The sequence below is a fragment of the Saccharothrix sp. NBAS 001 genome (assembly GCF_056640475.1).
On the sequence record NZ_CM153251.1, the window covers coordinates 5,263,856 to 5,277,500 of the forward strand.

10 protein-coding genes, 2 rRNA genes and 1 pseudogene (1 of these 13 only partly in view) are annotated in these 13,645 nt (G+C 69.1%); 2 read left to right on the forward strand and 11 right to left on the reverse strand.

Going from position 1 to position 13,645, the window contains the following annotated elements:
- Positions 1-26 precede the first annotated feature (26 nt).
- The 5 genes from AC0HI0_RS21745 to AC0HI0_RS21765 all read right to left on the reverse strand — a co-directional run bounded on the left by AC0HI0_RS21745 (position 27) and on the right by AC0HI0_RS21765 (position 2,957).
- Positions 27-257 (reverse strand): transposase, encoded by a 231-nt coding sequence (locus AC0HI0_RS21745; RefSeq protein ID WP_480934216.1) that lies wholly within the window; start codon positions 255-257, stop codon positions 27-29.
- Positions 258-686: 429 nt separating this feature from the next.
- Positions 687-1,256: a hypothetical protein gene (locus AC0HI0_RS21750; RefSeq protein ID WP_480934217.1), complete on the reverse strand. Its 570-nt coding sequence runs from the start codon at positions 1,254-1,256 to the stop codon at positions 687-689.
- The gene (locus AC0HI0_RS21755) at positions 1,249-1,764 is read right to left on the reverse strand and encodes a SigE family RNA polymerase sigma factor (protein ID WP_480934218.1); all 516 of its coding nucleotides are present in this window, start codon (positions 1,762-1,764) and stop codon (positions 1,249-1,251) included. Before AC0HI0_RS21755 ends, AC0HI0_RS21750 begins: the two co-directional genes overlap by 8 nt.
- A 4-nt stretch (positions 1,765-1,768) precedes the next feature.
- Entirely contained in the window at positions 1,769-2,215 is a 447-nt protein-coding gene (locus AC0HI0_RS21760; RefSeq protein ID WP_480934219.1) for a hypothetical protein, read from the reverse strand.
- 94 nt (positions 2,216-2,309) lie between these two features.
- Positions 2,310-2,957, reverse strand: coding sequence for a TetR/AcrR family transcriptional regulator (locus AC0HI0_RS21765; RefSeq protein ID WP_480934220.1), 648 nt, complete (start codon positions 2,955-2,957; stop codon positions 2,310-2,312).
- A gap of 41 nt (positions 2,958-2,998) precedes the next feature.
- Between AC0HI0_RS21765 and AC0HI0_RS21770 the strand changes: the two genes are divergently transcribed.
- Positions 2,999-3,628 carry an FMN-dependent NADH-azoreductase gene (locus tag AC0HI0_RS21770; RefSeq protein WP_480934221.1) on the forward strand — a complete coding sequence of 210 codons (630 nt, stop codon included), beginning with the start codon at positions 2,999-3,001 and terminating at the stop codon, positions 3,626-3,628.
- Positions 3,629-4,120: 492 nt separating this feature from the next.
- On the opposite strand, the pseudogene AC0HI0_RS21775 reads toward AC0HI0_RS21770, so the two are convergent.
- Positions 4,121-4,780 (reverse strand): annotated as a pseudogene (locus AC0HI0_RS21775) (acVLRF1 family peptidyl-tRNA hydrolase); the annotation flags it as partial.
- 69 nt (positions 4,781-4,849) lie between these two features.
- On the reverse strand, positions 4,850-5,425 hold the full coding sequence (locus AC0HI0_RS21780) for a hypothetical protein (protein WP_480934222.1): 576 nt from the start codon (positions 5,423-5,425) through the stop codon (positions 4,850-4,852).
- Between the two features lie 452 nt (positions 5,426-5,877).
- Here AC0HI0_RS21780 and AC0HI0_RS21785 point away from each other — a divergent pair, with 452 nt between their 5' ends.
- The gene (locus AC0HI0_RS21785; RefSeq protein WP_231904784.1) at positions 5,878-6,723 is read left to right on the forward strand and encodes a hypothetical protein; all 846 of its coding nucleotides are present in this window, start codon (positions 5,878-5,880) and stop codon (positions 6,721-6,723) included.
- A gap of 348 nt (positions 6,724-7,071) precedes the next feature.
- Here the strand turns inward: AC0HI0_RS21785 and AC0HI0_RS21790 are convergent, their stop codons facing one another.
- The 4 genes from AC0HI0_RS21790 to AC0HI0_RS21805 form a co-directional block, all read right to left on the reverse strand.
- On the reverse strand, positions 7,072-9,879 hold the full coding sequence (locus tag AC0HI0_RS21790) for a S8 family serine peptidase (RefSeq protein ID WP_480934223.1): 2,808 nt from the start codon (positions 9,877-9,879) through the stop codon (positions 7,072-7,074).
- Between the two features lie 148 nt (positions 9,880-10,027).
- Positions 10,028-11,602: a deoxyguanosinetriphosphate triphosphohydrolase family protein gene (locus AC0HI0_RS21795; protein ID WP_480934224.1), complete on the reverse strand. Its 1,575-nt coding sequence runs from the start codon at positions 11,600-11,602 to the stop codon at positions 10,028-10,030.
- 98 nt (positions 11,603-11,700) lie between these two features.
- Positions 11,701-11,817: ribosomal RNA gene (gene rrf, locus AC0HI0_RS21800) — 5S ribosomal RNA — on the reverse strand.
- Positions 11,818-11,931: 114 nt separating this feature from the next.
- A 23S ribosomal RNA gene (locus AC0HI0_RS21805) occupies positions 11,932-13,645 on the reverse strand (it continues 1,365 nt past the right edge of the window).

The window sequence follows — 13,645 nt, forward strand, 5'->3', positions numbered from 1 at the left end:
CTCCATGTCACCGACCGAGTCGTCCTTCACCACGGCCCGGTCGAGGATGCGCCGCCAAGTGCCGTCCGCCGTCCACAGCCGAAAGCGTTCGTGGGCGGCCTCCCACGGACCGTACCTTCGGGCAGGCCACGCCAGGCAGCGCCGCTCCGCAGCTTCCACAGGATCGCGTTGACCACCCGCCGGCGATCCCGCCACCTGCGGCCACCATTTGGCCACCGGCGGCGGCAACAGCTCGATCGCCGACCACGACCCGCCACGCACCAGAACTACCAGAAGCCCTGATCAACCACAGGACACCGCCTGGGCAACGCCATGCCAGGTGTCATCGGAGCCGAAGGGCGACGGAGGCAAGGGCGAGTTCGGCCCGGCAGCAGGCGGTGCCTCCGGCACGGCGGTCGGCATCGACCCGGTCAGCCCCGTCGACACAGACGAATCACCGCCCAGCCGCCAATGACCGCCTGTCGCGAGCACCGTCTGCACCGCGTCATCACCTGACCTGGCCACGTCAGGCAAGGAACGCGACCAATCGCCAGTCGTAGGCGCGCTGGAGGCGCGGCCGGACTGTGCGACACCCCGTGGGCCGGAGGTCACGTGTCGACGGGTTGCGCAGGGTTGGTCCCGAGCGCAGCCGGCGAGTTGGCCCTCGCTTCGGCGACCGGCACGGACCCACATCGCCCGCCGCCAGGTCAACCGGCCGTCGTTGTCGGTGCGGCATGTCCGCTCGTTGTCGACACCTCCGTACTCGCGGGGTTGGGTGGGGTGGGACCGCCGGTCGTCGGGCCGACCGGTAACGAGGTGACGACGGGCGGGCTGCCGGGGTTGCGGGTGGTCGCCGCCGGGTTGTCCACGGCTGTCGGCTGAGGTGTCCCGGTGTCGGGCGGCACGGTCGCTCCGGTGGTTGTCCGGAAGCCGGTCGAGCGGGGCGCGGTCGTGGGCGACGGTTCGACCGGTGGGGAGCCGGTCGGCTCGACCGGCAGGGGCGGCGTGATCGACGGTTCCGGGTGCGGCCCGTCCGTGGTGGTGCTGACCGGGGCGGGCGGGGTGGCCGGACCGGTGGAGCCGGGGAGCCCGGCCAGGGCCAAGCCGACCGCCACCACCAGGGCCGTGGTGCCCAGGGCGCTGCCCGCCACGGTCAAGGCCCGGCGGCGGTTCTTGACCTCCTGGCCGTGGTGGATGACATCCACGGCACCGAACGTCCGTGGCCGGCGCTCGATGTTCAGTTCCTCGAACAGCTCCTTGAGTTGGTCTTCAAGCATTGGGTGACACCTCCTGCCACAGCTCGCCGAACGCCGGTCCCAGCTTCTGCCGCAACGCCTTGAGGCCGCGACTGGTATTGCTCTTCACGGTGCCGGCCGAGCACTGCAACGCGGCCGCCGTCTCCTCCACGCCCAGGTCGTGCCAGTACCGGAGGACGAGCACGGCGCGCTGCCGTGCCGGCACCGCCGACAAAGCCCGCCACACCACCAACTTGTCTTCACTCAGCCCCGCGCCCACCGGGGTCTCCGGGAGCACGTCGCTGAGCTTTTCCCGGCGCCAGCGCACCCTGCGGCGCTCGGCCAGGAACGTGCGGACCACGATCCGCCTGAGGTAGGCGTCCAAGCCCTCTCGCTGGACCAGCTTCGGCCCGGCCAGGTACAGCTTGAGGAACGCGGCCTGCACCACGTCTTCGGCCTCGTGGTGGTTGCCGCACAACAAATACGCCGTGAAGCGCATCGAGTCGGCGCACCGGTCGAAGTGCTCGGTGAACTCCGCGTCCCAACTCACGCCGTCAGCGCCTCGTCGTGCTCGGTGCCGGCGTCGGCTGGGGGTAGCCGGTGGTCGGGTACGCGGTCGGCTCCGGCCACGCGGTGGTCGGGTAGGCGGTCGGCGGGTGGGGCGCGGTCGTCGGCGCGGGCGGCGAGGTCGGTGCCGGGGTGCTCGGGAACGCCGTGGTCGGGAACGCCGTGGTCGGGATCGCGGTGGGCAGGGGCGGACTGGTCTGGATCGGCGGGGTCGTCGGGGCCGGTGTCGTGGGCAGGGCGGTCGGCGGGGCGGGTGCCGGGGTGACACCGGGGTGCGGGCCGGGGTGCGGGCCGGACGGACCGGTGGGCAGGGCCGTGGTCGGGGCGGCCGGTGCGGGCGGGTTGTCAACGGACGGACCGGCGAGGGCGGGGACGGCCGCGACGATGCCGCCGACGAGGACGGCGCCGGCCGCGACAACGAGACGTGTGCGCATGGTTCTGCTCCCTGGTGCTGGTGGACCACCTCCTTGGTGACCCCCTCGCCCATATCCATGCGGTGGGGAGGCTCGGGGGTTGTCATGAATTTCCTCAGGTTGTCAGCGACCTCGTGACCTGCGACAACGCGTCGACCAGGTCGTCGAACGGCAGGCCCTGGTCGACCAGCCAGTGCTGCACCTGCTCGGCGGACAGGCCGGCCAGCAGCACGTCCGCCGCGATGCCGGGAGCGGGCGCGCGGCACTCCTCCAGCAGGTGCTCGCAGTGCCTGTGCCAGAACGCGTGGGCGCCGGTGCGGAAGCGGGCACCCGTCGTCGAGGTCTGGGACAGCAGCACGATGTCCAGCGAGTCGCGGAGGAACTCCAGGTAGGCGACCGTGAAGGCGACCAGCCGCTCGACCGGGGAGGCACCGCCGCCCAGCGGCGGCGGGCCGCTCAGGATGCCCTGCTGGAGTTCGGCCTCCAGGTGGTCCAGCAGGGCCGTGGCCAGGCCCGACTTGTCGCCGAAGCGGCGGTACAGGGTCCCCTTCCCGACGCCGGCGGTGGCCGCCACGTCGTCCATCGTCACGTTCTCCACCCCGCGCTCGGAGAACAGGTGGGCGGCCGCCGCCAGCACCTTCACCCGGTTGCGGGCGGCGTCGGCCCGGAGGGGCGGCGAGTACTCGACCGACAGGTCCCGGAAAGAAATGTCGATCGAAGTCTTTGACGAACCGGACTGCGGTCCGCTACTGTCGGCAGCCATGAAACGGACTCTAGTCCGATTTGAGGAGGAAGGGAATTGCCATGGCCAAGCTCCTGCACGTGTCGACCTCACCGCGAGCCGAGGCGTCCGAGTCGCTGACCATCGCGTCCGCGTTCGTCGAGGCTTACCGGGAGGCCCGTCGCGGTGCCGAGGTCGAGCACTGGGACCTCTGGGACGGCAGCCTGCCCGCGTTCGGCCCGACGGCGACCGCCGCGAAGATGGCGGTGATCCGCGGCGGCGAGCCGACGGGGGACGAGGTGGCCGTCTGGCGCGAGGTGGTCGCGGCGGTCGAGCGGTTCACCTCGGCCGACCGACTGCTGTTCAGCGTGCCGATGTGGAACTCCGGCATCCCGTACGTGCTGAAGCAGTTCGTGGACGTGGTGTCGCAGCCCGGACTGGTGTTCGGCCTCGACGCCGAGACCGGCTACCTGCCGCTGCTCGCGGGGCGGGGCAAGCGGGCGGCGGTCGTCTACACCAGCGCGGTGTGGGGGCCCGGGGTCGCGCCGACGTTCGGGTCGAACTTCCAGTCCGCCTACTTCGACGACTGGCTCCGGTGGACGGGGATCACGGACCTGACCTCGATCCGCCACCACCCGACCTTGGCCGGTGACGCCGAGGACTCGCGCCAGGCCGCGCTCGCCACCGCTCGGGAGGTCGCCAAGACCTTTTGATCGGAAACGGCGAAGGCGCGGCAGGCCGCAGGACAAGGCAAAGAGGCGGGGCAGCGGAGAAGCGGGGCAGCCGCAACCGGACTTCGGCATTGGCGGCGGGATGCGAGCAGAGAGTTGCGAATGGTTGCCGCTGGGCGCGGAGGCAGCCACCGCGGGGATGCGAGCGGCACCCAGAGCCCGGATGGGACGGCATCCAGGGGCCGATCTCTGAGGCTGTCCAGAGAGGTGACGCTCAGGGCTGCGCTCGGAAGCAAGGCGGGAGGTCAGGCGCGGAGGCAGGGCGGGAGGTCGGGCGCGGAAGGCGGGCGGGCGCGGAAGGCGGCGCGGAGATGTAGGTGCGGAGGGCAGGGTGCGGAGGGCAGGGTGCGGCGCGGTGGGGCGGCGAGAAGAGCGGTGGGGTGTCGGGGTCTACGGGCGGTATTGGGGTGGAGGGTCCTCGGGCAACGGGGCCAAGGGGTCCTCGACGTCGTGAGGGTGGTCAGGGTTGGAGTCTCGGATGATGATCTCTACGGCTCGGGCGCGTTCGGCGGCGTCGTCCAGGACCGTGCGGCGGGGTTCCGGGACGTCCAGCACCCGGCGGGAGGCTCGGGCGAAGAGGGTGGTGAGCCTTCGGTCGTCGCGGAGGGTGTCGAGTGCCTGACGGTCGCCGCCCAGGACCACGGCGTCCAGTTCGTCCAGGCGTGGGACGAGGACTCTGGCGGCGTCGTCGGCTGCGGCCTGGAGGGCTACCCGAGCCTGGCCTTCTCGACGGCGGGCGAAGCGTTGTTGGGACCAGCCGCCGGCCTTGTTGCGGCCGTGGACCTGGCGACTGTCGGTAGCCGAGACGAGCACGGCACCGTCCATCGCGACGCCGATGCTGTGGCCGCCCAGACGGACGAGGAGGAGACCGAGGCGACGGGACGTGGTGGCGTGAGCTAGCAGTGAGGCGATGTCGAGACCATCAGCCTCACCCGTAGGGGTGAATTCTTCAAAGGAAGTTGTCACCTCTGCGGTGGCCCCGTCGCGGGCTGTGACGACCACCTGGGTCGGGGTGGTCCGGGTCGTGGCTATGCCGTCGTGGCGGTCGGCGAAGCGGGCGAACCAGCCGGCCAGGCGCTCGGGGGCGACCTCGACCGCTCGGCCGCCCCCTGCGGCCGGACGGATCTTGGTCATGGTCGTGCCGTCATGGTGCGGGCACGCCGGCGGGTGCGATCGCGCCGGAAGTGGTCGTGCGGGGAGTGGTCATGCCGGGGCCACCGCCACCCACACGGGCAGGGGGTGGCCGCATTCGGCCGGGGAGAGGCGTTGGACGGCGCTGAAGCCCGCTTCGGTGAGTTCGTCCGAGATCTGCTCGGGCGACAGGACGCGGTGGCGGGTGGCCACGGTGTTGGCCACCTCCCACGTGGTCTCGCCGCGCACCAGCTGGACGACCTCCAGCGCGTACGACTCGCCGTCCGGCGACCAGTCCCACAACTGGACGGTGACCTGGCGGTTCTGGCCCCGGCCGGACACCTTCGGGGGCGGCGCGACGGGACGGAGCCGGCTGAGCTTGTCCAGCTCGGGGACCGCCGCCACGAGGAGACCGCCGGGGCGCAGGGCCTGGCGGGCCAGGCGGAGCGCCTGGGGCAGGGCGTTCTGGTGGGCGAGCCGGGGAAGGAGGTCGTCTCCCGCGCGGACGACGTCCACCGGGTGCGGGGTGGGGTGGCGGACGACGTCGAGCAGGTCCACGACCTCGTGCCGGCCCGCGCCCAGGACCGCTGCGGCCACCTCGGTGAGCGGGTCCTCCGGCACGGGCACGAGGTCCTGGGCGGCGGTCACCGGGCACACAGTAGGGCCAATCGATCACGCAACGCCATCCGACGGCAGCGGTGGGTGCGGGTGACGGTCCGGGGCTGGGCCATAACGGCGCGCATATAACCCGAAGGCGACTACCTGAACCTCCGGAACCTCGGGCACAATGTTACCGGCGGGTTTACAGATACCGAAGCTAGGGCAATCACCACTTGACAGAACGAGCGCCATCCCAGTGAACTCGTAACCCGTATGGCCCAACCATTGACTCCGCCTGGAAGGCACCAACGCCCTGCGTTGGCGGGTAGGGTCACTGGGGCGTGATCTAATGACAGCGGGGAGTCACAATGACCAACGCTGCCGGTCGACCCAACCTGTCCGTCGACGAACTCGACTCGACGGGACACGGCAGTCTTGCGCAGCTCTTGACCACGGGTCCCTTCCCCGAGGCGTTGAGGGCAGCTATCAAAGCCAGCAGGTTGAGTCTCGACCGCATCCAGCACAGGCTCGCCCTGCGCGGGGTCACCATCAGTGTCGCGACGCTGAGCTACTGGCAGTCCGGCCGACGTCGACCCGAGCGTCCCGAGTCGCTTGAAGCACTGCGCCACCTGGAGACCGTGCTCGGCGTGCCGCAGGCGGGCTTGTCCGCCCTGCTCGGCCCGCCGAGGCCGCGCGGCAGGCGGTCGCGCCCGACGACGATGATGCCGATCGACGCGCTGTGGGCGCGTCGCGAGCGAGTCGCCAACCTGCTCACGAAGGTGGACACGTCCTCCGACGTGAAGCTCGGCCGGATCAGCCAGCACGACCGCATCGAGATCGCTGCCGACGGCGGGCAGCGATCGGCGTGGGTCCGGCAGATCCTGCGGGCCGAGCAGGACGGCCCGGACCGCTGGGCGCTGGTGTTCGAGACCGAGGAGTCCGACGTGCTCCCGCAGGTGGTCAACCTGCGGAACTGCCACCTGGGCCGGGTCGCCGAGGACACCGACGCCACGATCATGGCGGCCGAGCTGATGTTCGACCGTCCCCTGGCACGGGGCGAGACGATCATCATGGAGTACGAACTCCTCTTCAAGGAGGGGCACTACCCGGCGGGCAACAACACGTTCGCCCGCAAGTTCCGGCTTCCGGTGCGGGAGTACGTGATCGAGGTCCGGTTCGACCAGTCGTACCTGCCGTCGCGCTGCCAGCAGTTCAGCGTGCCGGCCGGCGACGACACGCCTTCGCGGCGGCGCAACCTGGCGTTGGACAACGCCGGTGGCGTGCACGCGGTGGCGCTCGGGTTCGGTCCGGGCGTGTTCGGCATCCGGTGGGAGTGGCCGAAGTAGGTTTCGCCCCGACGACCACGGTCGAATCGGGGTAGCAGGTCCTAAGCGACGGCCCTCGGGATTCGGAATCCCGAGGGCCGTCGCCGTGTCCGGGTCGGCGTCGCCCTGTCCGGCTCGGCCTGTCCGGCTCGGGTCGGCGTCGTTGGATCTGGGTCGGCGCCGGCAGGTCGGGGTCGGCGCCGCCGTCGTGCCAGTTGGAGCGACCGGGCCAGGCAGGGCGCAGAGCACACCGAAGGCCGGTCCCCGCAACGGGAACCGGCCTTCGGGTCATGCGATTCGTTGTAGCTCAACGGCGTTCAGGCCGGGGTCCGGGCGGGGCGACGTGGTCGGCCCGCCAGGACCGGCGGCTCAGACGTAGCCGTTGAGGTGCAGCGCCACCGTGCGGATCGAGCCGCGGTCGGCAGCCGCGTTGTCGGTCACCTTGAACGTCCACGTGCCGTCGACCGAGTCGGCGAGCAGGGCGTTCAGCGAACCGACGCCCTTCCACGAGCCGGTGAACGGCGCGTTGCTCGCCGTCACGGTCGAGAACGCGCGGGCCGCCGAGTCGTCGAACACGACCTGGCACAGGTTGGCCCCGGTGCCGCCGGAGCGCTGGAACAGCGTCGCCGTCGCGCCCGAGGGCGAGGTCAGCGTGCCGACCAGGTCGCCGACGAACGTGTGGTCGATGCCGACCGTGGTCGCACCGTCGGCCGACGAGCAGGTGTCGCCGTCGATGGAGAACGTGATCTTCGAGCCGCGGCCGACCCCGGTGACCGGGATCTGCACCGTCACGCCCACCGCGTCGTTGTCCGGGATGGCCAGCACCGGCCCGCTGTAGGCGAAGTGCTTGGTCTCGCGGGACGGCTCGCCGACGTTGAGCTGGAACGTGCTGGTCGTCGGCGACGTGGACCCGGCGTAGGTCACCTTGGCGTCGAGCCGCAGCGGCACGCCGACCGGTGCGGACGCCGGGACGGTCACCTTGAACGTGTTGGTCACGGTCTGGCCGACCTCGACGTTGCCGTAGTACTTCGAGCGGGGCGCGATGGTGACGCCCGCCGTGGGCGTGGTCAGCACGAGGCTGGTCGACGCCGCGACGCCGTCACCGCTGTTGGCGACCGGCACGGTGATCGTGGCGGTCGTGCCCGGCTTGAGGTACTGGCTGCCGTCCACGTCGTTCACGATCGACGGCTTCTGCGCACGCGCCAGCGGCTGCGGCGACGCGCCCGTGTACGCGAGCGCCAGGTCGGCGCGCACGATGCCCGCGCCGGTCCGGTTGTCCACGCCGGTCTCGGCGATGTCCAGCGCCGTGGTGGTCAGCGCTTCGCGCACCTCGGCCGGGGTGAGGCCGGGGTTGCCGGACAGGATCAGGCCGGCGATGGCGGCGGCGTTCGGCGCGGACGCCGAGGTCCCGAAAAACGGGTTGAAGCCGGCCAGCGTGGTCTGCACACCGTCGGCCGCGGTGAGGTCGGGCTTCTGCCTGACCTCGGCGCGCGGGGTGCCGTCGGGCGCGAAGAACACCCGGCGCGGACCGTCGGAGGTGAAGCGCTCCGGCTTCTGCGTGCGCTCGAAGGCGTTCGGGTACGGCCCGCGCGGGTTCGCCGGGTCACCGGGTTCGAGGTCGAACGGCAGCGGGTTGTTGGCCGGGGCCGCCGCGACCGAGATCGCGCCCTTGGCCGCCGAGTGGCCCCGGGTCACGCCGGGGGTGGCGAACTTCTTCAGCCCGTCGGACGAGTCCTTGAACCGGCCGCCGAGCGCGGACAGCGCGAGGTACTTGTTCTCGCCTCGGAACTTGACCACGGCCAGGCGCAGGCCCGACGCGGTGCCGCCAGTCGGCGTCTGGACCCGCTCGTAGGGGTCCTGGGTGCCGTCCTGGTTGTTCTGGCTGAACGCCACGACGTTGCCCTGACCGTTGGCCACGTACAGGTCGTAGTCGTTGAACGACGACCCCAGCGGGTCGGACCAGAACAGCGTCACCGGGACGTTGCCGGAACTCTCCGACAGCGGGTTGAACACCTGCTTGGCGTTCGGGTCGGGGTTGAAGTCGTGGGCGGTGCCCGCGAACTTGCCGATGCCCACGCCCGAGTCGACGAAGTCGCCTTCCCAGTGCCCGGAGGTGCCCTCGGCCACGTTGCCCTCGTTGCCGGCGGACGAGAAGAACACCGCGCCGTCGGCGGTGACCGCGTCCACGGCCTGGGCGATGACGCCGTCCTGGAACGGCGACTCGTTGAAGTAGAGGATGTCGTCGACGATCACGTCGCAGCCGAGCCGGAACCGCAGACCTCGGATGTTGTCCGCGAAGCTGGCGTCGCCGTTGACGGCGGTGGCGAAGCCGAGTTCGGCGTTGGGCGCGATGTCGTGGAGGATCTCCAACATCGCGGTGCCCTCGTCACCGGAGCCTTCCTGGCTGGGCAGCACGTCCACGGCGGGCAGTTCGCCCGCGGCCTGCGACGCGGCCAGCGAGGTCACGCCGTCGGACAGCGCGCACAGCTTCACGCCGGTACCGGTGACCCGATGTGTCTGCCGGGCGGTGTCGGCGGCGTGCGCCCGGTCGCCTTCGCTGATCTTCGCGGCGGCGATCTTCGGCGAGTCGAGCGCCTCGCGGGTGCGGGCCTCGACCTCCTTGGCCTTGTCCTCCTTGGAAGGAGCCTTGGCGTCCCGGGCGGTGCGGTCCTGCTGGTGGAACGACTTGTAGTCGACGGCCGTCTCCACGCGCCGGACGTCACCGCGCGCGGCGAGCCGGCTCAGCGCCCACAGCGGAATCTGGGCGCGGACGGTCTTGCCCTCGGTCGACACCGAACGGATGGTGGAGCCCGCGCTGCGGATCGCGGCGACCAGCTCGTCGGTGACCTTGTTGGCGCGGATGTCCACCAGAACGGTGTTTCCGCTTTGGACCTTCACCCCGGTCTGGAGTTCGGGGAGCTTGTTGAACGTCGTGGCGTTGGACCGGCGGCGCTGTTCCACGATCAGCGCGCTGTCCACTTTGGACTCGGCGGGCGTGACGGACTTCTTGATGGCCTGGAGCGCGGAGATCTGGGCGGCGGTCTTGTCCTCCGGACTCTTGGCCGCGCGGGCCGGGTCGGCGGAGACCGGCGTGACCGAGCCGAGCAGCGTGATCAGGACCGCGGCACCGGCTGTGATCAGGGAGTTTCTTCGGGATCGGCGGTTCGGTGAGCGCATACTGGCGTCCCCCAACGTCAAGCGTGCCCCCGACGCACGCGGCCAACGGTCGGATGTCTCCGACCAAGGGCTCACAACGTATTGTGCGCGGACGAGTACCGTCTGCCACCGTTCGGACTACTTCTCAAACGGCAGGAACCATCACAGTTCACAGTACGAAGGCGTCTGTCCACAGCTGGCCGGTGCGCCCTGACAAGGCGTCGAGCAGCGCGGCGGCCTGGTTGTCGGTCAGCGAGGCGACGAAGTCGACCACCGCCCGGCCGCGCGCGAGCGCCCGAACGGCGTCCGGCCCGGACGGTGTATCCCCCGTCGCCCCGACCAGGGAAGACGGGTCGGTGCGCGCCAGCGCGGTGTACTCGGTGGTGGCGAGTTCGATCAGGTCGTGCAGCCGGCGCGGCAGCCGGTCGGCCTCGTGCCGGTCGGTCGCCCACTGCTCCAGGGCTTCGACCAGCGCGGTCAGCAGCCGGGCCTGGCCACGCTGGTGCAGGGCGAGGTCGGGCCGAAGCAACACGAACCTTCGGTGTACGAACTTGAGCACCTGGACCTCGTGCCACTGCTGGACTGCCAGCACCACGTGCCCGGACCTGGTGGTCGGCTCGTCGAGCACGCCGACCGAGTCCACCAGCCTCCGCGTCCACCGCGACGAGAACGCCGCGACCGCCTGTTCGGCTTCCACCGACCCGTCGAACGGGACGGACAGCAATCCGCCCACCAGTTCGGTCCGCACCATCGCCACGGCCTGCGCGAACGCGCCATCGTCCACCGCCCACGAGTCCTTCGCGTGCAGCCGGCGGCGCAGGGCTTCCAGCGAACGGCCTGGTCGGCGTTCCTGCGCGGCCAGGTCGGCGGCGCTGAGGCCGGCGAGGTCGAGGGCGTGATCCAGCCACGTGTTCAACTCGGCCGAGACGGTCGCGTGCTGCAACACCCCGACCCGGTGGAAGTCCTCCAGGTCGTGGATGGCGTAGGCGATGTCGTCCGCGGTGTCCATCACCGACGCTTCGACGGTCTGCTGCCACGGTTCCAGCCGGCCCGCGTAGAACTCGCGCGCTTGCGCCAGGTCTTCGAGTTCGGTGACGTAGGCGGAGAACTTCGACGTGCCGGTGCCCGGCGCGTCGGGCGGCTCGGCCGCGCCGCGAGGCGGGACCGGCAGGTCCTTCGGGTGTGGCTTCGGGTAGGACAGTCGGGTCCACGGGTACTTGAGCATCGCCGCCCGGACCGCGACGGTCAGGTCGAGACCGACCGCGGCGGGCCCGCGCACGTCGGTGGTGGTGACGATGCGGAACGACTGGGCGTTGCCCTCGAACCCGTCGGACAGTCCGAACCGGTGGCGGGCGAGGCGGTCCAGCACCTGCTCCCCGAGGTGCCCGAACGGCGGGTGGCCCAGGTCGTGCGCGAGGGCCGCGGCTTCGACCACGTCCGGGTCGCACCCGCCCAGCTTGTCGAGCACGCCGGCGAGTTCCGGCCGTGCGCCGAGCCGTTCGGCGATGGCCCGTGCGGCTTGCGCCACCTTCAGACTGTGGGTCAGCCGGTTGTGCACCAGGAGGCCCGAGCCCGTGGAACTCACCACCTGGGTGACGCCGCCGAGCCGGGCGAAGAACGGCGAGCTGGCCACCCGGTCCCGGTCGACTCGGAACGGGCTGGTCGCCAGGTCGGACGTAAGCGGGGTCGAGGGGTCCGCGCCCGACCTGCGGAGTGCTCTGGGGTCGGCGTGCTCGTGGTGCATGGCAAGAAAATAGTCCGTGCCGCGCTCCGAAGCACCACCGGCAACGCAAAAAGCCTTCAGGGGTACCCGGCGGACCGGGTACCCCTGAAGGAATGATTGTTCGGCGGCGTCCTACTCTCCCACACCCTCACGAGTGCAGTACCATCGGCGCTGGAAGGCTTAACTACCGGGTTCGGAATGGGACCGGGTGTTCCCCAACCGCTATGACCACCGAAACACTATGAAATTACCAACCCGTAGGCACCACACCCCGACACCCTCCCGGGCCCGGGACCGTGGTGGTCCGGTTCGGTTCCTTCAGAACCGCACAGTGGATGCGTAGCATGTTTGTGAGCAAGTCCTCGGCCTATTAGTACCGGTCAACTCCAGCCGTTACCGGCCTTCCATCTCCGGCCTATCAACCCAATAGTCTCTTGGGGGCCTTACCCCACAAAGGGTGGGATACCTCATCTAGGAACAGGCTTCCCGCTTAGATGCTTTCAGCGGTTATCCCTTCCGAACGTAGCCAACCAGCAATGCCCTTGGCAGGACAACTGGCACACCAGAGGTCCGTCCGTCCCGGTCCTCTCGTACTAGGGACAGCCTTCCGCAAGTATCCTACGCGCGCGGCGGATAGGGACCGAACTGTCTCACGACGTTCTAAACCCAGCTCGCGTACCGCTTTAATGGGCGAACAGCCCAACCCTTGGGACCTACTCCAGCCCCAGGATGCGACGAGCCGACATCGAGGTGCCAAACCATGCCGTCGATATGGACTCTTGGGCAAGATCAGCCTGTTATCCCCGGGGTACCTTTTATCCGTTGAGCGACCACGCTTCCACAAGCCATGGCCGGATCACTAGTTCCGACTTTCGTCCCTGCTCGACCTGTCGGTCTCACAGTCAAGCCCCCTTGTGCACTTGCACTCGACACCTGATTGCCAACCAGGCTGAGGGAACCTTTGAGCGCCTCCGTTACCCTTTGGGAGGCAACCGCCCCAGTTAAACTACCCACCAGGCACTGTCCCTGATCCGGATCACGGACCGAGGTTAGACATCCAGTACGACCAGAGTGGTATTTCAACGACGACTCCACAACCACTGGCGTGGCCGCTTCCCAGTCTCCCACCTATCCTACACAAGCCGAACCGAACACCAATACCAAGCTATAGTAAAGGTCCCGGGGTCTTTCCGTCCTGCCGCGCGTAACGAGCATCTTTACTCGTAGTGCAATTTCGCCGGGCCTGTGGTTGAGACAGTCGAGAAGTCGTTACGCCATTCGTGCAGGTCGGAACTTACCCGACAAGGAATTTCGCTACCTTAGGATGGTTATAGTTACCACCGCCGTTTACTGGCGCTTAAGTTCTCAGCCTCGCCCCGAAGAGCTAACCGGTCCCCTTAACGTTCCAGCACCGGGCAGGCGTCAGTCCGTATACATCGTCTTGCGACTTCGCACGGACCTGTGTTTTTAGTAAACAGTCGCTTCTCGCTGGTCTCTGCGGCCGAAAAATCCTAGCCCGCAAGGGGCTTCAAATCCCTCGGCCCCCCTTCTCCCGAAGTTACGGGGGCATTTTGCCGAGTTCCTTAACCACAGTTCGCCCGATCGCCTCGGTATTCTCTACCTGACCACCTGTGTCGGTTTGGGGTACGGGCCGCATGAACACTCACTAGAGGCTTTTCTCGACAGCATGGGATCACCCTACTTCGCCTCAATCGGCTATGCATCACGTCTCAGCCTATATGACGTGCGGATTTGCCTACACGTCGGCCTACACGCTTACACCAGTACTACCACTCACTGGCGGAGCTACCCTCCTGCGTCACCCCATCGCTTGACTACTACAAGTTCAGGTCCCGCGCTCCACGTCACTCCTCACCCGAAGGATCAGAGCGGGCTTCGGGCGGTTAGTATCACAAGGTTCGCCATGGGCGCGTTCACACGGGTACGGGAATATCAACCCGTTGTCCATCGACTACGCCTGTCGGCCTCGCCTTAGGTCCCGACTTACCCTGGGCGGATTAGCCTGGCCCAGGAACCCTTGGTCATCCGGCGGCAGAGTTTCTC

What these genes read in the sequence shown, in the direction of transcription:
- AC0HI0_RS21750 (WP_480934217.1), bottom strand. Translation starts at nt 1,256, where the DNA reads ATGCTTGAAGACCAACTCAAGGAGCTGTTCGAGGAACTGAACATCGAG.
- AC0HI0_RS21760 (WP_480934219.1), bottom strand. Translation starts at nt 2,215, where the DNA reads ATGCGCACACGTCTCGTTGTCGCGGCCGGCGCCGTCCTCGTCGGCGGC.
- AC0HI0_RS21765 (WP_480934220.1), bottom strand. Translation starts at nt 2,957, where the DNA reads ATGGCTGCCGACAGTAGCGGACCGCAGTCCGGTTCGTCAAAGACTTCG.
- AC0HI0_RS21770 (WP_480934221.1), top strand. Translation starts at nt 2,999, where the DNA reads ATGGCCAAGCTCCTGCACGTGTCGACCTCACCGCGAGCCGAGGCGTCC.
- AC0HI0_RS21790 (WP_480934223.1), bottom strand. Translation starts at nt 9,879, where the DNA reads ATGCGCTCACCGAACCGCCGATCCCGAAGAAACTCCCTGATCACAGCC.
- AC0HI0_RS21795 (WP_480934224.1), bottom strand. Translation starts at nt 11,602, where the DNA reads ATGCACCACGAGCACGCCGACCCCAGAGCACTCCGCAGGTCGGGCGCG.